An 18,864-nucleotide genomic window follows, 5' to 3' on the forward strand; every position below is an offset into this window, starting at 1 on the left:
GGCGGTGAGGGTTGGACAGGATTATTTTGACTTGTGTGAGGGAGGAATATATATCTATTTTTTCTTTATTAGTTTTATTGATTGTATTCTGGTTGATATTTTAAGTCGATGTCCTGTGGCCAACATGCTGGAAATGTCATAAACAGCAAGGCCGCCCTTAAAAGAGCGGCCTTGAGCACTTATAATCGATGAAGTTTTATAGCATGCTGAACTTAAAACGACTGCTTTTATAATTTAAAACGCTGAAGCGTGGCTTTTAGCGTGTTCCCTAATTGGGCCAGCATTTCGGTAGCGCTTGCTGTTTCTTGAGATGCGGCGGCATTTTGTGCCGAAATCTCACTCACTCGCGTGACGCGCTGATTAATATCTTCCGAGACGCTGCTTTGTTCTTGTGCCGCTGTTGCAATTTGTTGGTTCATTTGTTGGATATGAGCAACAGCATCACCGATTTGGCGAAGCATCTGAACGGCTTGTTCTGCATTATCGGCATTCTCTTTCGCCATACTTCGGCTGTTATCCATCATTTCTGCGGATTGGTGAGTGTAATCTTGCAAGCGTGTAATGAGACCGCCTATTTCACCTGTTGAATCTTGGGTTCTACGCGCGAGGTTGCGGACTTCATCGGCGACGACAGCAAACCCACGCCCGGCTTCCCCGGCTCTGGCTGCCTCGATTGCCGCATTTAACGCTAATAGATTGGTTTGTTCTGCGACATCATTAATCACTTCCAGTACTTTGCCAATGTTGTCACTGGCTGCTTTGAGCTCTTCAATCATTGAGGCTGATTGGCTGACTGAGTCTGAGAGGTTGTTAATCAATGTGGCAGAATCTGTGATTGCCTTAATGCCATTCTGAGTCAAGTCATCTGCGGTTGTCGCCGCTGCCGCTGCTTCTTCTGCATGTTGGGCGACTTCTGCCACAGTGGCGGTCATTTCGTTCATCGCTGTCGCGACTTGATCTGTCTCTTCTTGCTGGGCTTGGGTGCCATGACTGTTTTGTGTGGCTGATGCTGACAACTGGGTTGATGTTGAAGCCAGCTGAGTCGTTGAATGCTCAACCTCGCCGAGGACTTCACGTAACTTGGCTTGCATATGGCTTATCGCACGGATCAGAAGACCGATCTCATCCTGGCGCTGGCTCTCAATACGTTGTGTGAGGTCGCCCTGAGCAATATTTTGGGCCATCTCAACCGCACTCGCCAACGGTGGGGCAATCATACGGGTGATCAGTATTGTGGCACCAAGCCCAATGGCTAATGCCGCAAGACTGATACTCAACAACGTAACTTGGGTCTGCTCGGCTTCGCTGTCGCTTTTCTTTAGTTGTTTAGCGACTAATGCTTTGATGTTTTGTTCAATATTGCTTCCCAATTGACCAAGCTGGGTTCTAAGTGTTTGAGCTTGGGTTTTGATCTGACGATACTGTTTGGCCGTGACTTTATATTGACGCAACCCATCATTTAATAATGTTTGAGTCTGCTGATAAGCCCCTTGTGTTGGTAATGCATTAATGGCGTTTTGAAAACGGTCTTGTGATTGTGATGTGCCTATATTTTGGCTGTCATCCTGCCTGATCAGTGAGTTGGCTTCCTGACGTAGTTTTTCGTGAGAAAATCTTAGGTTCGCTGCGGCAATCAGTTCTTGTGTATCATTACGGCCCGCTGCCATCTCAATGACGCTATTCACCGGCTCATCCATACGACGCAGGTCTTCTCGCCAGTTTGCCGCAATGTCTTCGGCCATTTCGATTTTTGCGGTGAATTCTTGAAGAGTCGTAAGGTATTGAGCCATATGGTCGCTAGCTTTTTTGATAAAGCCTAAGTCGACCGGATCCTTGTATAGTGTTTTCTCTTGTTTGAGCTGCTGGTCAATGGTGTTTGCAGCTTTATTGAGAGCCTGCTCATTTTCATCAGAAGGGGTTTCAACATAGAGTATACGGCGAACCTGGGCGGCATAAAGTAACGTCTCAAGTTCTTTTGCATGCTCGACCTTAGTGAATCTTTCTTGAGCATTTTGAAGGTTACTTAGCCCGACTACTGTGATCACAATAGTTAAAAGAATTAGGCTACTAAAGCCTATGGCAAGCTTCGCCTTCACTGTCAGGTTGCTGAAATAATTTAGCATTATCTAATGGTCCTTTAATTTTAGCCAACATCGCATAACGATATTATAGTATATGATTTAAATATTAAAAGATTGAAAATTAAGTTAGATGCAATCGGTTGGCATTTCTGGACTGTAGATAATTTTTTCATTTATATTAAGATGGGCGCATATTTCGGTGTGTCATTGTTTTTTTAGGCATATGAAATGGCCTTATTGCTCTTGAATTAATGTTTTAATAAATTCTTGTAAGCGCATGGTTTGTGACTTGGGCAGTTGTAACTGAAGTTTGCTTCTTCGCCACAGAATGTCTTCAATGGTCCGAGCCCATTCGTATTTGATGAGGTAATGAACTTCGGCCTCGGTCAATCCTGCGCCGAAATCCTCTCCCATGGCCGCCCAATGGGTTTTATCTGCAAGAAAACGTTCACATAGGCGGCCATAGCTACTGGCATAACGTTCGGCCAACGCTGCTGTCAGAAAGGGGTAGCGTTGTTGTAACCATTGCGCATAAGTTTCACGATTGTCGATATCTCCTCCCGGTAGAGGCGCTGTGGCTGTCCAGGCGGGTGCCATCTTCGGGAAATAAGGCGTGAGCATCTTCAATGCGGTTTCTGCGAGCTTTCGGTAAGTGGTGATTTTTCCACCAAAAATGGACAGTAGCGGGGCCCCCGCATCGGTACTCAGGTCTAGGGTATAGTCGCGTGTCATGGCCGAAGGGTTATCGGACTCATCATCACATAGAGGTCTGACACCCGCGAAAGTGGTGACAATATCATCATGGGTGAGGGGTTGTTTGAAATAATCTTTGATGACATCCAACAAGTATTGAATTTCGGTATCACTGATTTTGGCCTCAGCGGGATTGCCATGATAGGGCTGGTCGGTGGTACCAATCAGACTGAAGTCTTTTTGATAGGGGAGCACAAAGACAATGCGTTTATCTTGGTTCTGTAAAATATAAGCGCGGTCATCCGTATTCAGCCGCCGTGTAATCAAGTGACTTCCCTTGATCATCCGAATGCCATAGTGGGGTTTCTGATGGATTTGCTGGCGAATGAAAGACTCAACCCAAGGGCCCGCGGCATTGACCAGTGCTCGACTGCGACACTGCCACTGCTGGCCGGTGGTTTGATCGCTTAGAGTTAATAACCAATAGCCCTCTTGATCAACTTCGGCATGGTCACAGCGAGTGCGTACATAAATATCAGCGCCTGCTTGCTGTGCTTGAAGGGCATTAAGAATGACCAAGCGGGCGTCATCAACCCAGCAATCTGAGTATTCAAAACCATGGGTGATTGAGGGTAAGAGTGGTGACTCTGGCGTGAGTGGGCTTGTGTTGTCAGCCGTAGCGCTTTTGTTGACGTCGACTGCATGAAATTTGAGCGTTTTGGTATTCGGCAGGCTATCTCGATGGCTTAAATGATCATACAAAAAGAGACCTGTTCGTAGCATCCAGCTCGGCCGCAAGTGTGGGCGATAAGGTAGAATAAAACGCATCGGCCAGACGATGTGGGGCGCTTTTTTCATCAAGACTTCACGTTCGTGAAGCGCTTCCCTGACTAGTCGGAATTCGTAGTACTCCAAGTAGCGTAAACCGCCATGAATTAATTTGCTCGATGCTGATGACGTGGCACTGGCCAGATCGGCCTGTTCGCATAAGCCTGTTTTTAACCCCCGCCCGGCGGCATCGCAAGCAATGCCCGTACCATTAATACCGCCGCCAATGATCCATAAATCGTAGAGCGGTAAGCCCATATCGAAAGCACTCCTTATGGATAACCGATAGTTCTGGATAACCGATAGTTCTGGATAACCGATAATCTGCTTGGCGGTGATTTGCCTCACGTATTTTGCTTCATGCCCGCATGACCATAGCATGCCGGAATTGACGTTGTTCAGCATCCCTATTCCCGCTGATGTTGAAGTCTCAACGGCTTTCGTTGACTTGTGTCTAGGCATTGGGCACGGCAAGCTAACCGGTATTGAGCTGATGAGTTGGAGGCTCCTGGTCATCCGTTGCGGTGATACGCTGCGGTTACGTTGTTGTCATAAACTGTCTTTTATAGGCTGCTGACATAAGGATATCTGCATGACTCCGTTAATTCTGGCGATTGATCAGGGCACGACAAGTTCTCGCGCTATTTTATTTGATGCTCAAGGTGATCGCGTTGCTTTTGCTCAACAGGAGTTCCCCCAGCATTTTCCGCAAAATGGTTGGGTGGAACATGACCCTGACGATCTTTGGCAATCGACGTTACACACAGCACGAGATGTATTGGCCTCTGAGGGGATTGACGCTCAAGCCATTGTCGGGATTGGGATTACCAATCAGCGCGAAACGACCCTGGTATGGGATCGTCATACCGGTACGCCTCTTTATAATGCCATTGTCTGGCAGGATCGACGGACCAGTGAGCAGTGCCAAACGCTAAGAGACGCTGGTCATACTGGGTTGATCCAAGAGAAAACGGGGCTGCTGATTGATCCTTACTTTTCTGCCACCAAGCTGGGCTGGATCTTAGATCATGTGGCGGGTGCACGAGACCGGGCCGTTCGAGGGGATTTGTTATTTGGGACGGTTGATACTTATTTAATTTGGAAGTTAACCGCCGGTCGATCACATGTGACGGACGCGACCAATGCATCACGGACATGCTTATTTAATATTCATGATCAATGCTGGGATGACGATCTTTTGGCGCTGTTTGATATTCCTCGCGAGATGCTGCCAGAGGTTAAAGATTGTGCCGATGATTTTGGTCAGACTGATCCGGATTGGCTGGGCCTATCGTTACCTATCGCAGGGGTGGCGGGTGATCAGCAAGCGGCCCTCATTGGCCAGACGTGCTTTGAGCCCGGGATGGTGAAAAGCACTTATGGGACGGGCTGTTTTATGATCATGAATACGGGGTCATCGGCACAGTCTTCTGAGCACAAGCTGTTAACGACGGTCGGATATCGGCTCAAAGGCGAGGTGACTTATGCCATGGAGGGCAGCATCTTCATCGCCGGGGCGGCGATTCAATGGCTCCGCGATGGATTGCGTCTGTTCTCTAATGCTGAAGAGACAGAATCTTTAGCACGGCAAACAACGGCGGGACATGGCGTTTATTTAGTGCCCGCCTTTACAGGGCTTGGTGCGCCACATTGGGACCCTCAAGCACGGGGCGCGATTTTTGGGCTGACGCGAGACACGGGGATTGCGGAGATCGTGGCAGCAGGGTTGCAGTCAGTGTGTTATCAAACCCGAGATTTACAAACCTGTATGAATCAGGATGTCGGTTGTGAAGCCCAGACACTCCGTGTTGATGGGGGTATGGTCAGTAACAACTGGGTGATGCAGTTTCTTGCCGATATTTTGAATGTTCAGGTGGACCGGCCGACGCTTTTGGAAACGACTGCGCTCGGTGCCGCTTATGTGGCTGGATTGCAATTGGGCTGGTATGACAGCCTGGATGACATTGCCGCTTTATGGCAAAAAGACTGCTCTTTCTCACCCCAGCTGGATGATGATACTCGCCAGCGCCTGTATGACGGCTGGTTAAATGCGGTGGCTCGGGTTAAGTCGGATATAGCTGAGTGATCGACTTGAGCCCAGTTGGATGGAAGGGGGATTCAGGTTCATTATACTGATGAAGGGCTTTGGGCTCATGAAGGGCTTTTGGTTCAGGGGGGGCTTGTTGTGTTCAGGAGGGCTTGTGTCAATAAAAGAAAAGTCCTGAATCGCGTGCTCTCAATACGCTCTGAATGCCACTGAAGGTGGGGTGTTGGATAGCGCTGATCATTGGATAGCGCTGATAAAGTACTCAATCTTTGGTGCTGTAATAAGGATGTTTTAGATGGAAATCACGTCACTGGCGTCTAGCGGGTTATCTTCTCAAGCGGTTTCAATTGTGCTCCAAGTCTTTGAATCTATGGAAGAAGCCGTTGTGATCGCAGACTCAAAGCGCTGTATTGTTATGATGAATACAGCAGCGGAAAAGCTTTTTGGTTGTCGTCAAGCTGATGTGGTGGGGTTGCCAACGAAAGTCTTTTATGCAGATGAGAAAGATTTTGAAGCGCGGGGGCAGAACACATTTAATCCGAGTGTCAATCAAATCTCAGATCCCTATATCGTGCGTTACCAATCGATGGATGGTCATATTTTTTATGGTGAAACCATCGGTGGGCCTATTCGTGATGAATCCCTCAGTGAAGTTTACTTTTTTGCCATTATTCGTGATGTCAGCAAACGAGTTCGTTCTGAGCAGACGATGAGTCGCTTACATTCGATTACCTCTTCAAGAATGTTGGAATATGAGCGCCGAATCTATGAACTTCTCAAGTTAGGATGCGAGCATTTTGGCATGCTGATGGGCATCGTCTCTTGTATAGAAGGACAAAATTACGTTGTTGAGGCGGTTTACCACCCGGAAGATGCGGTACCGGAAGGGGCGGCTTTTGAGCTGGAGAATACCTATTGTGTCCATACCTTGGATGCGGATGGCCCGACAGGATTTTATCATGTGGCCCATAGCCGTATTCAATATCATCCTTGTTATTTGAATTTTGGTCTGGAAGCTTATATTGGCTGCCCGATTGAGGTTGATGGTGAGCGTTACGGCACGATCAATTTTTCTAGCCCCGATCCTGTTGAGGCCTTTGATGGCAGTGATTTGAATTTGGTTCGGTTGTTTGCTGAATGGGTGGGACACGAAATTGCCCGTAACCGGGATCTTGAGGTTGGTTGAGATAAATATACCAGGAGTGGTGCGATAAATGCGGGACAGTGCGGGATTACATGAGAAACCATGGGACAGAAACTGAAAGAGCGTTTCAAGTTAGCGATCATCAAATCCAAACATATCATCTTGACGCTCGCTGATCGCTGCTTTCTTTGCGCGCCTCAAAATGCTGTAGATTGCTTGGACGGTTAGGTTGTATTTACGGGCTAGCTGAGGTGGCGATAGCTGGCCCCACTCGGCATAAATCATTCTGTCCCGTTTTGCGAGTTTAAAAGCAGAGTCTTTTGGGAAGCTGATTGTTTGGCCGCCCCAGTTTGCAGCGAGTCGATCAGCAACAGCATATCCCACCTGTTCAGCTAGATCTTCATCAACTTTATGGTCGCGCATCACGTCGGCTACGTGTCCGGCGACATCGATCAGTAGCTCGTGGCGCAGCTCAGCCATTGCTGATTTCATTTCACTTCTCCTTCTGACTAGAGAGCTTTCGCTGCCTGTTATACAGAGCAGCAATGATCGCTTTCAGCTGTTTTTCTTGCCGGACCCAAGAGCACCGCTCTATGCCAAACATTTGCTGGGCGATCGCGTCAGCATATGACCAGGGCAGCGCCATATCTGCCAGCAAAGCTTCTATTTTCGTGATCATGTCTGGCATGCTTCTGCTTTCAAAATTGTGTGGTTTTCCCCGTGTTTTTGGGCTTGGAACAACCTTGAAGCCACGCTTTTTAAGGGCATCCAAAACCCTATTCAGATTTGGAACTGAAAGCTCAGATGTCGATTGCACTGCATCCAATCCCTGTAAGCCGCGCACCATCTGCATATACGTATCACGATCCATGCCTAGCTCACGCCGGGCAACGTGAATAATCTTGATGAGCTTTAAGCGATTGTTAGGCATGGTTGTCTTTCCTCTTTTGAAGTGGCCGCCTCGTTTGGATTTTCTGATCCATCTCACACTCCAGCGATATCTAGAGGAATAGGCTTGAACTGATCAGAATTGCCGACCCGTTCATAGAAGCGGACATACGACTTGCTGCCGACAACCTGGCATGCATCTCCGATTGCTTGCATTGCACGCTGCCAGCGCTCATCTTCGATATCCATGCGCCTCAGAGCCAGCACCCGAGCGGTTCGTATATCGCCCTGCTGATCGACCCGAAATGCATCATCTATTAACGTCAGAAGCTCCGGCTTTGCGCCCTCACTCCAATCTCTCAAGCATTCGTCAATCAAGGTTTTAGCCGCTTGCAAACGCTCATCAAACTGAATGCTTTCTTGTATGGCGCGCACCACTTTGTACTTGCCGTCAAAACTCAAGAGCGACAGATTGCCTTTACGACCGCCCATCTTGACGCCATAGGCTTCGGCACTCATCTCAACAAATGCCTCAATATCGCCAAATGCTGCAGCCTTGAACTGACTTATCTGGTCGTGCAGTTTGAGGGCTCGCCCCATCATCTCCATCACGAGCTCATCACGAGCCAGATCGATGGGCTTGATCAGTTTTTTAGGTACCAGCCGACCCTGTGCATCTTGCTGGTAACCTTCTGGGATATTGTTCATCACAACCTCCAGTGAGAAACGGCCTCCCTAGGAGGCCGCATAAATTAACTTCGCATCGACGTAATGATGTGCTGAGTTTCTACAGATCGATCCTCAATGGCCTGTAGTGCTCGCTGAGCCTCACCAAGATCATGGGCACGCACAGCATGATCCAGTCGCCGCAGCAGAGCTTTCAGTAACTCACTGGTCACCTGCACATCTTCGATTGTGTATGCTGAGCGCATATCAACTTCCTTGGCGGCGAGCATAGATGCCGTCCACGCGTTTGAATGACTCGGGCAATGATCGCTCATGCCCATCAACCATATGCGCTAATGAACGCGCAGCATTAAAAGCCTCCCGGTGCCGCCCAGTGAAGCCGCCCCCGGGTAACACCCAGCCATCGCGACCATCAGGCATTCGGCAAGCAACAATAGTGATAGGGCCAACTGAAATATCTTCAATTTGCATATCATTCATACTGATTGCTCCCATGGCTGAACCCAGACGACCCGAACCTCTCCAAAGGTTGCGATAAAACGGGTGAAGCGCCCTGAAGGGCCGCAAATCTGCCCGACCTGAACGCCGCCCAAGCGCCGATTTTGACGGCTTTGCGACAGCTCAATTACGGTGGAACCTGCGCTCACAACAATCTCGCTTGGCATTAACCCATGCTGAATGAGCTCGCGAGCCGTATCCTGAGCGTGCTGGAGCTGATCGATCAGCTGCTTGCCTTCAGTGCTCATGTTTTTGGCCTGTCCCATGTCATACCCCCAAAATCAATTCATCGCTTAACATCGGCACCCCGAGCTCTGCCGCTTCATTCATGGCGGCAGTCAGCACGTTATGGATCGCCAGCGGATATAAGACGGAATAACTGCCTCCACCGGTCAGCTTGGTCCTGAGCGCCTCAATACCGCTTGGATCAATCAGATCATTCAATGCCTTGCCTGCGAGGTTGAATCGGTGCTGCAGATATTGCTCCAGCTCATTATCCAGCGGCAGCAGCTGCACCACCTCACAACGTTGAACCACCTCGCGCACACTGGGGTTACGCTCATCCAGCTTTTGAGCCAGTTCAGACTGGCCGATCAGCACGATACCCAGCAGCTTTTGGAAGCCATCTTCAAGCTCGAAAAAGCGCTTCAGGTGTTTCAACGTCGGAATGGGCAAACCATGGGCTTCTTCAATCACCAGCAGGTGGCGGTTACCTGAACGATGGCTTTCACGCAGAGCATCATGCACCTGGCGAAACCTTGCCTCAGGGCTACGCTTAGGGTTCAGCCCTGGCGCTACGCTGGCCATAATGGCCTCGGCAATATGAGCAGATTTCAACGTCTTACCCTTGATATCGTTGTCTTCCATGCCCAGCACATAAGGCTCGATGACCACGACCTGCTGGTTTTGCTGGCTGATCCATTCGGATAAATCCCGGCGCAAGGTCGACTTGCCCGCGCCTGACTCGCCAACCACAGCCATAAAACCGCCATGCTTTGCTGTTTGGCGTAAGGCCTCACGCACATAGCGAGAATCAGGGGTCAGAAAGACCTCATCAGCACTGCGGACCTCAGAGAAAGGATCGCGAGCCAACCCAAAAACCTGCTTTGCTGCTGGTGACAATTGCTGCTTGCGTAGTAACATGAGAGCGTCCTCCTCGGACATAGCGTTTTTCGTAGCGCTGTTTTGAGGAACTGTTTCCGGCAGTTCCTCGGCTTCAAACAGGGTGCTAACGGTGGCAGCCGTAGCACCCTTTTCTTTTAAAAAGTCGCTGATACGCGTTTTTAGCGCTTTGATTTCCAGCGTCTTTGGCCAATGGTCATGGTTAACTAACTGAGCCACGCTGGCCTGACTGATCTCCAGAACCCTGGCTAACTCAGTCTGTTTTACATTGAGGGCCGCCAACGCGGCTTTCAGCTTCAACATCAGTCGTTTCCTCCCACAACTTTTAACGCAGGCCGGGGGGTGCGTAGCTGCTCAGCCACCTTCGCCAGTTGATCTTCAGGAATGCCCTGAGGGTAACTTCTCTGCAGCCAGGCAAAGTGCTCTGGCTGCCAGTGATCACCCAGCTGCTTGCGCAACACTTTAGCGGCCTGCAAGTGTGTTAACGGTTGGGCCACAACAGTCGGGGCTTGCAGGTGATGCTCTCTGCCTCGGCGCGGCATGTAATCAGGCAATCGCGCATCATCCAGCGGCTTATAGGGGTCTAATCGACCCTGCAAGGGGGTGGATTTTGACTTGCGAACAGCTTCCGCTTGGGCTGGCGTTTCCGTGCTCGTCATCACCTGCTCGATAGCCTGCTTGGCCTTCTGGGCACCAGTGTCCGCCAGGCGGCCGTAACCCTCTCCCAGAACAGGCGCGGTTGTATCAAAGCCAAGCTCATCCTTCACAACACGCGGCACCAGGTAGAAAGTCTCGTGCCCATCGTCACCACGGATCACTACCTGAGCGGCATCCTCCCGCCAGGGGTTGCGGGTCACTAGCAGCTTCTGACCCACCAGCACGTTAGGCACTTCACCCACGCAGTACTCATCACCGTGAAAACTGATCTTCAACCCGGGTGTCACCTTGCGCTCCTCAGGAGTCGCCACCGCCAATTCGCGGCACACCTCAACACTCGGTGCCTTAACCAATTGATCTTCGCGGATCGTCAGCCACTGGGCGCTGCGGCTCTTGCCATGGCGTCGATGCACCTGCTGGGCATTAAAAACAGCCCGCCAACGTGCGGCCAGGGCATTCAGCTCAGACAGATCCGCCACTGGGCGAAAGCGCAGACCGGCCTCAAACTTTTTCTCAATAATGTTTCGGGCGTTTTCCACCTGCCCGGTGGCGCGGGCATTGCCGGGGGCGTGAGCAATCGCCTCAATACCGAGACTTTTACACAGGTTCAGCGCCATGGCGCTGGTATTGGCGCTGCCAGGGTCCATGTAAAGAATCTTGGGCACGCCATGCAGGACATCCGCACCGCCGCGCTCTTGCATTGCATTAATCAGCACTTGCGTGAAGTTTTGCCCACTCTCAGCGCCCATCACGTATTCCACATAAATCCAGCCACTGGCATGATCTGTGATCTCGTATGACCAAACCCGGTCAGCCATCACCCGAGCCAAATTCTTCGGCTTGTTTTTGTAGAATTCGCCCTGATCCATAATGTGCAAGCCATTGGCTTGGGCCGCCTGAGGCTTCAGGTAGTACAGCACGCACAGGCTGGCATCGATTTGCCAAACGTGGTTCGGATGCAAGCTACGCAAGCTGGTGTGAGGGTCAGGCTGAGACAGCTGTTCGGGGTGCAATCCATAGCGACGCAATGCCCGATGAACCGCGCTCTCACTTAAAAGACGCACCTCACCAGATTCTTCATCGACATGCTCGGCGCGCACGAGATTGTTGGATCTCAGTGCCGTCAAAGCATCACTCAGACTCATGAGTCGCTTATCATTCCCCCGACGAGACTCCATCATGACACCAGAAATCATGAGTGCCTCTTCGCGACTGAGTGCGCTTTGTCCCGCATCGCGGCGTTGTTTGCGGCTCTTTTTCACGGCGGCCACCTCATTTAACTTGCGATGAAGCGTCGCCAAGCTGATATTCAGCTCTTGGCACGCCTGCTGGTAAATCGCCTGCTTGCCGCCATGCCCGGCCGATCGCGCGGCCTTGGCGACCTCAACCAGATACTCGGTCATCACGGCAGCCATCATTACCGTTCTCCGTTGAGCTGCTGAACGACAGCTTCAGCGTCAGCCAGCGCTTGCTCGCTCATCCAATCTTGATTGCTGCCATCCAGGCTATCGGGCAACGCATATTTTTCACGCAATGCCAGCAACTCCAGCTCCATTTGACGAACCAGCGTAGCCATGTAAAGCCGCTGATCATGGCCTGTGGTTTGGGCGTGCTCCTGTAGCGTGGAAAGTGCTCCGTCCAGACGAGTCTTAAACAGGCTCTCAATCTCAACCGCGACACCGCTAATCTCGGTTTTCAGCTGCTTTTCAGCTTCGTCCGGTGTGGCGTCACGCAGTCGTCGTTCCGCCCTTTCCAGTGCAAAACGGGCGGCATCCAACTCATCGTTTCGCTTGCTGAGCAACTCACTTTGCGCGTCATAATCAGCACGAACGTCATCGCGATCCTTCTGCAGCGCTTCTTTTTCTTTGGCATGCTTGCAGATGATTTCCTCAGCCAGCTCCACAAAACTCTCTTTGTCGCCACTTTTGGCCACTTCAATGAGCGCCTCTTTTTGGTCATCAGGGAGCTTTCGAAACTGACGCATTTCGCGGTAACCGATGCCTATTGCCGTTAGGTTGTTGAGCGCTTCCTCGCCAAAGTGCTTTAGGTTTGTTAGGTCTTCATCAACTTTGGAGCGAGACAATCCAAGCGCCCGACAAAATCCGTCAAAAGTGCCGATGTCGGCAATTTCGTTGCCCTGTGGATCAAGACCCTTTTTCCCCGCTAACGCTTTGTACATGCGGGTTTCCTTGATATGAGCCAGCTTGGTCAAACTGACGACGTCGGCAAAACGAGCGATGGAGTTGGCCATTTGGACTTGCCCGAGAATCTGATTAACCAGGTCTCTCTCATCGCTATGTGCGCCTGTCAGTGCTGCGGCTTGATTTTGCAACTCGTTCACGGCCTGGACGTCAAATGCCAGCTCATGGTTTTCTTCATGGGTGCCGACAATGGTTGCGTTATCGTTGTTTAATGCGTCCTTCTGCGTACTCATCAAAAAATCCTCTTTATTGGAATCCAGCGGCAACGCGCTGAGTGAGCTCATCAATTCGGTGGCTGGCGCGGGCCATTTCAGTTGAATGGGCCTGTGCGATCTGTAAAGCCGCCACACTGAGGGCATAGCGCCCCGTCTCTAATTGAATGGCCAGACCTTCGGCGATCAGCGTGTTGCAACAACGGTTAATCGTGGCTGGGCTTTCATTTAACGCCTTGGCCAGATCGCTATTACTTAATCCGCTCAAACTGTGCCCCTTTAGGGCTTTCAGTACGCGCAGCACTTTCAGGCCGCTGCTGCTGATTCGTGTTGTGCTCATGGGTCTGCTCTCTTAAAGCTCAAGCTGGGGTTGCCGGTGCTGCTGCACATTGCCGCGATGCCAGGCCAGGCTTTGCATCGCGTTGTGTATACCTTCCAGCGTGCGTTCGGCGCTGGTCTTGCTTTCATAGAAATCCATTAACAACCCGGTCACCTGATGCAGCTGATTTTGCAGTGCCTGGATATCTCTGGCCTGCCCCTGACGCCCAGTGGGCATATCAATCAGCAGCTTGCCGCTACTCGCGCTTAACCAACGGCTCACCAGATTGATGCCGCATGTTTTTTCGTAAGCAATCAAAAGGCTGGTGGGCATGCGCCCGTTTTGCAGCCACTTATAAAGCACCCAGTGGTCAGCCAGTCCCATTTCAGCGGCAATACGCTCCACGCTCTTGTTTTGGCGATCCCGAGCGAAATCCTTACAACCTTCCAGGGCATCTCTTAGGCTGTTGGGTTGGTAGTGCTTCCAGCTTCTTCGGGACATTGGAACCCTCTCTATCTATGGGGCTAACGGGTGATCCAAAAAAAAGTCTTCTTTGCCTCTGGGCAATAGCGTTTCAACTTCCCTAAGCTTTGCGGTACATTCACAAAGCGAAGGGCAAAGCTATGAACGATGAACATGAAAAGCAGCAGCAAGAGCCTGACGAAGCTCTTGAATCTCGCTGGTTAAGAGCTGAAGGCCAGATACAAGCTCTGACACAGGTTGTGATGCATTTGATGGCGGAGCTTGAGGTGCGTCACGGTCTGGACTCCGAGAAGGTTGAGCAGCGCATGAAGAGCAAACACTGGGACGGATTGCCGATAGAGCCTTATGCAAAGGACATGATGCAGGACATGGCTGACAGGCTGTCTCATGCTCGCCAGGGCCGGTTGTACTCGCTGCTTTACGAGCGGTATGGACTGGACCTTGACCTAGAGCTCCGTCGTTAATTTTAAAGCCCAGTGCGTCACGGGGTTCGTCATCATCAAGCTGCCGTAGAAGTGACACGGCAGCTGTAATCGAGAGCAGGCGTTTGCCGTTACGGCGGGTGCCCTCGTCACGCAGGGCATCAACGATCTTGCGGGCTTCTTCACGGGTGAGTGGTTTGCAGTTGGACATGATGTTCTCCTGGTTTAGGCGGCGTGGGGTTGCATCAGCAGGCCGAGCTTGCGGGCCTGGCGGCGATGGTAAGTTACAGAGTGCACGGATTTGCCCAGCGGCCCGGCAATATCGGCGCGGTTCTGGCCTTGCTCGGTGCCCTCAACGATCGGGCGCAACGCCGGGCGAATCTGATCCAGTGCCTGGGCATAACGGGCTTCTTTGGCACGCAGCTCGGACTCCAGGGCATTGAAGGCTTGAATAAAGGCAATCTGCCAAGCCATGGCTTCTTTGCCGGTAAAGCGCATGGCAAGAAAGGCAAAGCCATCATGAGTCATGTGGTATTCAGGGCGAGGTTCGCCCTTGCTGTCACGGTAGTTAACGGACGCAAAATTGCGTCGGTTAAACTCAGGGTCTGGGCTGTCAGCCAAGAGTTTTTTAATGCCGCGCAGCACTTCGGTATGCCGCTTGCCAAAGCGTTCAGCAACAGCGCGGCTGGTGGTAAAGGCTTCGCCATTGGTGGAGAGAAACAGGCTCTCACGGGCGGCCAAGGGGTTCGGTAGGTTCAGGGCTATCTGGCTCATGGCGCGGCTCCTTAAGCGGCATGCGTGGATCTGGCGGCTGATTTCAGCCCCAGCTTGACGGCGATTTCGTGAGCCTTCCCGTATTTGGCTTTATCGAAGCCGTTCAAAACGCGATAGACTGCGTTGCGGGTGTAGCCATGGTCTGCGGCCCATTGAGTGATGGTGATGCCTTGGTCCTGAAGACGGGCCTTCACTTCATCGGGGGTCAGTGCTTTGCGCTTAGTCATGGGTTGCTATGCCTCATGGTGTGTTAAAGATGTTTGGCGTTTGTTGAATTAACTATAGGGGTACTCAGTACTCCTAGTCAAGGATATTTTTATGTCTGGGGTACTTTCGGCACAGCTGAAGGATTTAATGATGGCTGTCGGGTGCAAGCAAAAAGGCTTGGCTGAGATCATGGGTGTCAGTGTTGATCGCGTAAAAAACCTGACTAGAGGCCGAGCAGGGAACCTGACGCGTGAGGAAGGCGAAGCGCTGATCCGTAAGCTCAACGTGCGTGCGGAGTGGCTGGCCACCGGTGAAGGCCCGATGTTCCGGTCTGACGGCGAGCAGGAGCTAGAACGCCGGCTCGATGCGGTCGCCAATGCCACGCAGAAGGCCCGGCTCACAGGGCTGGATACCGAAGCCCAGACGCGCGTGCAGATGCTGCTGACAGGGCTAGAGATCGGTAACACTGATCTGGTGATGGAGGCGCTGAACGTGCTATCGGCAGATGAGCAGCAGTTGGTGGCGCACTATCGGCAAAGCACGCCAGAAGGCAAAAAAGCCCTGCGTTCAACGGCTAGCGTATTCGCCAAAAGCGGTGTCAGCACTGAAGGTGATGCCCGTAAAGAGACCTCAATATCGGTCTCGGGCTCGGGCAACCGGGTCGCAGGCAAGGATTATCATGAGAAGTAGCGAGAAAAGGGAGGCAGTATGATGATTACAGGGCATCACAATCGAGTAGCGGGTGGCCACTACATTGAAAACTACATTGAAAAGAGCGGCGCTATTGAGATTCACCTCACCATTAACCTCGTTATAAAAAAATTCAGATAATTCGGTTAGCCGCATAAGGCTTAAAGCGTGTCGCGCATTGTGCGATCGATTCAAGCCCATAGCTTTAAAAATGACTGCCGCCTGGGTGGCAACCGACAACCAGTACCAAAGCAAGGAGTGCACGCTGATGCTTAATCAAAAATCTCGCACGACGTCTTTTGTCCTAACCTTTCTGTTTGGCCCTCTGGGTTTGCTCTACGCCTCCTGGCCAGCGGCGATCATTTTAGGGGTAATCGCTTTCGTTACAGCCGTTACCCTAGTGGGCCCTGCTATTTGCTGGGTGCTCGGTATGATTATTGGGGATAGCGCCACCCGAAAACATAACCGTGGGATTGAAGAGTTCAAGGCGTTGATGAGTCAAGGAAAGGACAAGTGACCGGCATACCGGGCTTGCTTAACTGAGCGACTCAACCCGACAGGCCGAGATCACTAGGTTTGATGAGATGCTGGTGGAGCATTGAGTGCTATAACCAGCCCGCAAAGCCAAGAGTGACAAAAAGAAAAGACGAGTCAGAATGATCTGATGCTGATAATCAAGGCGCAAATATGGATATAAAAGAAGTTATCATCCAGGGACTGCTAAAAGAGTCATCTGAGGGCTCTGAGATTAGCGAGAAGTTTCGCGACACCCCTCATAAAATCGATGGGCGAGTGCAAATGCTCGCAGATGAAGTGCTCAAGGTTTACGGGAAGCTGCAAAACAATTACGGGATGTTTGATCCAGACACAAACACTCATCCTTTCCCGGCGCGGCTGGAAGAGTACTATAGCGACCAGCTAGATTTGGTCGACTTTTCTAAAGCTGCATGCAGGCTCATTAAATCGCGCATGAAATCGACGGCATCAAGCAATTATGTGTGCTTTCTCCGGTATCGCAATAGAGGGGCTGACTGGGTTTTGATTGTGCTCCTGAAGCTTAAAGCAGGCACGGGAATCGATCAGGAAACCCTTGAGCTCAATGAGAGTCTGGCTTTTGATATTAGTCATTTGCATGAGGCGGCAAGAGTTGATCTAGCCAAATGGCAAAGCAATGAGCAGCCGTATTTATCGTTTATCAAAAACAGCAAGAAGAAAGATGTGACGCAGTATTTTCGGCTTGCTTTAGGCTGCACAGACTACACCGACTCAAAAAGCCATACTAAGCAAGCAGTGGACGCTATTGTGGCGTATTGCGCTGACCGAAAGCTAGATCCAGAAAGCGCACAAAAAATTCGGCGAGCTGCTTACGAGTACTTCAATGAGAAGCGGCAAAGCGGGGAGCCAGCAAACCTTCATGCCCTATCAGCGTTAATTAATGATCAAGAGCCGGAGTCTTTCGTTCGGTTTGTGAAGGAACGGGAATATCAGGTCGGTGAGACCTTTGAGCCGCATGCAAGTACTTACAACAGGTTTAAACGAGTCAGCGGCAAATTTGGCAGCGTTTCGGTTGCCTTTGACATACAGGATGTAATTGATGGGCATGTTGATTACGATGAAAGTTTAGAAAAACTTATTATTAGCAATCCCTCCTCTCGTATCATTCAGGATATAAAACAGGCCAAAGGCGATGACGTTTCCGACGAACAAGCTTGATTTCGCTGTATGCTTGCACAAAAAGCTACAGTCTCAGCCGCTCGAAGGTGACAGAAACTATCGGGCCGGAACGCTACCTGACGATATTGCATTTGATGAAGTGATTGATTGGCTTGAAGAGCATCAGATGAGGGGGCTTCGTGATGACCAGCAAACAAAATATATCGAATTTAGCCCACCGCCTCGCTTTTATGGCTCAATCGCTGACCTCTTGAAGGCACCCGAACGAAGAGTGTCGGTTCCGCATTCTTTCTATGTCGTCGATCACGACTTTTATTACAAAGAGGGCGCTACTGAGGCGCCAAGCAAAATTGTGCGCTACATAGCGATTGCTCAACTGTTTCAGGCCTTAGCCAAAGTTGCTGATGATCAGCGCTCATTGGCTGGTGAGAAGGTCTTGGTCTTTCTGGGAGCTAAAAAGCTGGAAGTAACATCTGATTATGGTGAAGAAGATCTCGTAGACCTGAAGGGCCTAAGTTCTTTTAATGATAGCTTCATCAACACCGAAACGCATGTAGATCAAAAAAAGACAATATTGCGCACCGTCTTGTTTTCACTCTTTGAAGGCCGGGCTCAAGCTTCCCTTAAGGATGTAGCGTCCAAATTTGAAGACTTTGCTCATCAAGCCGAAGCCAGCTATCAGCTTTATGTGTCAGAGTTTTCGTTCCAGAAAGTGAAAGCTGAGGTTGAAAGAGAAAAGCTAGAGTTCATGACTCGTTTGAATAAAGTTTTCTCTGACATTCAAAATCAACTATTAGCAATTCCCGTCGCCCTGGTACTGGTAGGTGGGCAGATGAAGCCCGGTAATGGTCTGACTTTTGCCAATGTGCTTATTTGGCTCGGGGCTGTCGTTTTTGCGACGCTAATGTGGTTGCTGATCAGAAATCAGAAAAACACGTTGAAGGCCGTCAAGACAGAGATAGATCATCAGTGGCGCTTGATTAAAGGTGAGCATAGTCAGGTAGCGGCTCAGTTTGAGGAAAGTTACTATGAGCTGGATACCCGATATAAGCACCAGCAAAGGCTTCTCTTCGTAGTGTTCGCTCTGGTCATTTCATCCATGCTTTTGGCAACTTTTTTACTGGTCTGGCACTCAGGCTATCGGTTTAACGCGGTTTTGAGCTGGCTGTCCTCCTTATCAGAGTGTTTTGATTTTAACCCTCGTTAAATGACCCCCCGTCTGGTTCTGGGCATTCTC

The 18,864-nt window shown here is 50.6% G+C and carries 22 protein-coding genes; 7 read left to right on the plus strand and 15 right to left on the minus strand.

Annotated elements, in window-relative coordinates:
- Positions 1-227: 227 nt before the first annotated feature.
- Both BFW38_RS06265 and glpD read right to left on the minus strand, forming a co-directional pair.
- Positions 228-2,123, minus strand: a complete 1,896-nt coding sequence (locus BFW38_RS06265) for a HAMP domain-containing methyl-accepting chemotaxis protein (RefSeq protein WP_068997621.1) — start codon at positions 2,121-2,123, stop codon at positions 228-230.
- 192 nt (positions 2,124-2,315) lie between these two features.
- Entirely contained in the window at positions 2,316-4,007 is a 1,692-nt protein-coding gene (gene glpD, locus BFW38_RS06270) for a glycerol-3-phosphate dehydrogenase (protein WP_342668845.1), read from the minus strand.
- Positions 4,008-4,194: 187 nt separating this feature from the next.
- On the opposite strand from glpD, the gene glpK reads away from it, so the two are divergent.
- Positions 4,195-5,688, plus strand: coding sequence for a glycerol kinase GlpK (gene glpK, locus BFW38_RS06275; protein WP_068997623.1), 1,494 nt, complete (start codon positions 4,195-4,197; stop codon positions 5,686-5,688).
- Positions 5,689-5,944: 256 nt separating this feature from the next.
- Complete coding sequence (locus BFW38_RS06280) at positions 5,945-6,835, plus strand: PAS domain S-box protein (RefSeq protein ID WP_068997624.1); 891 nt, start codon at positions 5,945-5,947, stop codon at positions 6,833-6,835.
- Positions 6,836-6,925: 90 nt separating this feature from the next.
- On the opposite strand, the gene BFW38_RS06285 is transcribed toward BFW38_RS06280, so the two are convergent.
- From BFW38_RS06285 to BFW38_RS06335, 11 genes are read right to left on the minus strand one after another with little or no spacing between them, the layout of a single operon-like run.
- Positions 6,926-7,285 (minus strand): Mor transcription activator family protein, encoded by a 360-nt coding sequence (locus tag BFW38_RS06285; RefSeq protein ID WP_084004495.1) that lies wholly within the window; start codon positions 7,283-7,285, stop codon positions 6,926-6,928.
- A gap of 1 nt (position 7,286) precedes the next feature.
- On the minus strand, positions 7,287-7,724 hold the full coding sequence (locus tag BFW38_RS06290; protein ID WP_068997625.1) for a gp16 family protein: 438 nt from the start codon (positions 7,722-7,724) through the stop codon (positions 7,287-7,289).
- Between the two features lie 53 nt (positions 7,725-7,777).
- The gene (locus BFW38_RS06295) at positions 7,778-8,389 is read right to left on the minus strand and encodes a DUF3164 family protein (RefSeq protein WP_068997626.1); all 612 of its coding nucleotides are present in this window, start codon (positions 8,387-8,389) and stop codon (positions 7,778-7,780) included.
- A gap of 44 nt (positions 8,390-8,433) precedes the next feature.
- A complete protein-coding gene (locus tag BFW38_RS06300) occupies positions 8,434-8,613 on the minus strand; it encodes a hypothetical protein (RefSeq protein ID WP_068997627.1) in 180 nt (59 codons plus the stop codon).
- Position 8,614: 1 nt separating this feature from the next.
- Entirely contained in the window at positions 8,615-8,848 is a 234-nt protein-coding gene (locus BFW38_RS06305; protein WP_068997628.1) for a hypothetical protein, read from the minus strand.
- Entirely contained in the window at positions 8,845-9,132 is a 288-nt protein-coding gene (locus BFW38_RS06310) for a hypothetical protein (protein WP_068997629.1), read from the minus strand. Before BFW38_RS06310 ends, BFW38_RS06305 begins: the two co-directional genes overlap by 4 nt.
- Position 9,133: 1 nt before the next feature.
- A complete protein-coding gene (locus BFW38_RS06315) occupies positions 9,134-10,291 on the minus strand; it encodes an ExeA family protein (protein ID WP_068997630.1) in 1,158 nt (385 codons plus the stop codon).
- Positions 10,291-12,063, minus strand: a complete 1,773-nt coding sequence (locus BFW38_RS06320) for a DDE-type integrase/transposase/recombinase (RefSeq protein ID WP_218186371.1) — start codon at positions 12,061-12,063, stop codon at positions 10,291-10,293. The genes BFW38_RS06315 and BFW38_RS06320 overlap by 1 nt, the downstream gene beginning before the upstream one ends.
- Positions 12,063-13,079 carry a coiled-coil domain-containing protein gene (locus tag BFW38_RS06325; protein ID WP_068997631.1) on the minus strand — a complete coding sequence of 339 codons (1,017 nt, stop codon included), beginning with the start codon at positions 13,077-13,079 and terminating at the stop codon, positions 12,063-12,065. The genes BFW38_RS06320 and BFW38_RS06325 overlap by 1 nt, the downstream gene beginning before the upstream one ends.
- A gap of 13 nt (positions 13,080-13,092) precedes the next feature.
- Positions 13,093-13,398: a helix-turn-helix domain-containing protein gene (locus BFW38_RS06330; RefSeq protein ID WP_068997632.1), complete on the minus strand. Its 306-nt coding sequence runs from the start codon at positions 13,396-13,398 to the stop codon at positions 13,093-13,095.
- Between the two features lie 12 nt (positions 13,399-13,410).
- Positions 13,411-13,878, minus strand: coding sequence for a hypothetical protein (locus tag BFW38_RS06335; RefSeq protein ID WP_068997633.1), 468 nt, complete (start codon positions 13,876-13,878; stop codon positions 13,411-13,413).
- A 122-nt stretch (positions 13,879-14,000) separates the two neighbouring features.
- On the opposite strand from BFW38_RS06335, the gene BFW38_RS06340 reads away from it, so the two are divergent.
- The gene (locus tag BFW38_RS06340) at positions 14,001-14,324 is read left to right on the plus strand and encodes a hypothetical protein (RefSeq protein WP_068997634.1); all 324 of its coding nucleotides are present in this window, start codon (positions 14,001-14,003) and stop codon (positions 14,322-14,324) included.
- A 183-nt stretch (positions 14,325-14,507) separates the two neighbouring features.
- On the opposite strand, the gene BFW38_RS06345 is transcribed toward BFW38_RS06340, so the two are convergent.
- Both BFW38_RS06345 and BFW38_RS06350 read right to left on the minus strand, forming a co-directional pair.
- Positions 14,508-15,056: a Rha family transcriptional regulator gene (locus tag BFW38_RS06345; RefSeq protein WP_068997635.1), complete on the minus strand. Its 549-nt coding sequence runs from the start codon at positions 15,054-15,056 to the stop codon at positions 14,508-14,510.
- A gap of 11 nt (positions 15,057-15,067) precedes the next feature.
- Positions 15,068-15,283, minus strand: coding sequence for a DNA-binding protein (locus BFW38_RS06350; protein ID WP_245686087.1), 216 nt, complete (start codon positions 15,281-15,283; stop codon positions 15,068-15,070).
- A 91-nt stretch (positions 15,284-15,374) separates the two neighbouring features.
- On the opposite strand from BFW38_RS06350, the gene BFW38_RS18050 reads away from it, so the two are divergent.
- From BFW38_RS18050 to BFW38_RS06370, 4 genes are all read left to right on the plus strand, one after another.
- Positions 15,375-15,953: a helix-turn-helix domain-containing protein gene (locus tag BFW38_RS18050; RefSeq protein ID WP_068997636.1), complete on the plus strand. Its 579-nt coding sequence runs from the start codon at positions 15,375-15,377 to the stop codon at positions 15,951-15,953.
- Positions 15,954-16,164: 211 nt separating this feature from the next.
- The gene (locus BFW38_RS06360) at positions 16,165-16,470 is read left to right on the plus strand and encodes a hypothetical protein (protein WP_218186372.1); all 306 of its coding nucleotides are present in this window, start codon (positions 16,165-16,167) and stop codon (positions 16,468-16,470) included.
- 170 nt (positions 16,471-16,640) lie between these two features.
- Positions 16,641-17,666: a nucleoid-associated protein gene (locus BFW38_RS06365; protein WP_068997637.1), complete on the plus strand. Its 1,026-nt coding sequence runs from the start codon at positions 16,641-16,643 to the stop codon at positions 17,664-17,666.
- Positions 17,641-18,834, plus strand: coding sequence for a hypothetical protein (locus BFW38_RS06370; RefSeq protein ID WP_068997638.1), 1,194 nt, complete (start codon positions 17,641-17,643; stop codon positions 18,832-18,834). The genes BFW38_RS06365 and BFW38_RS06370 overlap by 26 nt, the downstream gene beginning before the upstream one ends.
- The last annotated feature ends 30 nt before the right edge of the window (positions 18,835-18,864 follow it).

It is taken from the genome of Terasakiispira papahanaumokuakeensis (assembly GCF_001709345.1).
GTDB classification, from domain to species: Bacteria; Pseudomonadota; Gammaproteobacteria; order Pseudomonadales; family Halomonadaceae; genus Terasakiispira; species Terasakiispira papahanaumokuakeensis.

Bases quoted from the DNA above. Each gene is read 5' to 3' on its own strand.
- BFW38_RS06335 (WP_068997633.1), bottom strand. From the start codon at position 13,878: ATGTCCCGAAGAAGCTGGAAGCACTACCAACCCAACAGCCTAAGAGAT.
- BFW38_RS06325 (WP_068997631.1), bottom strand. From the start codon at position 13,079: ATGAGTACGCAGAAGGACGCATTAAACAACGATAACGCAACCATTGTC.
- glpD (WP_342668845.1), bottom strand. From the start codon at position 4,007: ATGCTGAACAACGTCAATTCCGGCATGCTATGGTCATGCGGGCATGAA.
- BFW38_RS06330 (WP_068997632.1), bottom strand. From the start codon at position 13,398: ATGAGCACAACACGAATCAGCAGCAGCGGCCTGAAAGTGCTGCGCGTA.
- BFW38_RS06295 (WP_068997626.1), bottom strand. From the start codon at position 8,389: ATGAACAATATCCCAGAAGGTTACCAGCAAGATGCACAGGGTCGGCTG.
- BFW38_RS06360 (WP_218186372.1), top strand. From the start codon at position 16,165: ATGACTGCCGCCTGGGTGGCAACCGACAACCAGTACCAAAGCAAGGAG.
- glpK (WP_068997623.1), top strand. From the start codon at position 4,195: ATGACTCCGTTAATTCTGGCGATTGATCAGGGCACGACAAGTTCTCGC.
- BFW38_RS06310 (WP_068997629.1), bottom strand. From the start codon at position 9,132: ATGGGACAGGCCAAAAACATGAGCACTGAAGGCAAGCAGCTGATCGAT.
- BFW38_RS06290 (WP_068997625.1), bottom strand. From the start codon at position 7,724: ATGCCTAACAATCGCTTAAAGCTCATCAAGATTATTCACGTTGCCCGG.
- BFW38_RS06265 (WP_068997621.1), bottom strand. From the start codon at position 2,123: ATGCTAAATTATTTCAGCAACCTGACAGTGAAGGCGAAGCTTGCCATA.
- BFW38_RS06280 (WP_068997624.1), top strand. From the start codon at position 5,945: ATGGAAATCACGTCACTGGCGTCTAGCGGGTTATCTTCTCAAGCGGTT.
- BFW38_RS06345 (WP_068997635.1), bottom strand. From the start codon at position 15,056: ATGAGCCAGATAGCCCTGAACCTACCGAACCCCTTGGCCGCCCGTGAG.
- BFW38_RS06285 (WP_084004495.1), bottom strand. From the start codon at position 7,285: ATGAAATCAGCAATGGCTGAGCTGCGCCACGAGCTACTGATCGATGTC.
- BFW38_RS06300 (WP_068997627.1), bottom strand. From the start codon at position 8,613: ATGCGCTCAGCATACACAATCGAAGATGTGCAGGTGACCAGTGAGTTA.
- BFW38_RS06320 (WP_218186371.1), bottom strand. From the start codon at position 12,063: ATGATGGCTGCCGTGATGACCGAGTATCTGGTTGAGGTCGCCAAGGCC.
- BFW38_RS18050 (WP_068997636.1), top strand. From the start codon at position 15,375: ATGTCTGGGGTACTTTCGGCACAGCTGAAGGATTTAATGATGGCTGTC.
- BFW38_RS06315 (WP_068997630.1), bottom strand. From the start codon at position 10,291: ATGTTGAAGCTGAAAGCCGCGTTGGCGGCCCTCAATGTAAAACAGACT.
- BFW38_RS06340 (WP_068997634.1), top strand. From the start codon at position 14,001: ATGAACGATGAACATGAAAAGCAGCAGCAAGAGCCTGACGAAGCTCTT.
- BFW38_RS06365 (WP_068997637.1), top strand. From the start codon at position 16,641: ATGGATATAAAAGAAGTTATCATCCAGGGACTGCTAAAAGAGTCATCT.
- BFW38_RS06350 (WP_245686087.1), bottom strand. From the start codon at position 15,283: ATGACTAAGCGCAAAGCACTGACCCCCGATGAAGTGAAGGCCCGTCTT.
- BFW38_RS06305 (WP_068997628.1), bottom strand. From the start codon at position 8,848: ATGAATGATATGCAAATTGAAGATATTTCAGTTGGCCCTATCACTATT.
- BFW38_RS06370 (WP_068997638.1), top strand. From the start codon at position 17,641: ATGACGTTTCCGACGAACAAGCTTGATTTCGCTGTATGCTTGCACAAA.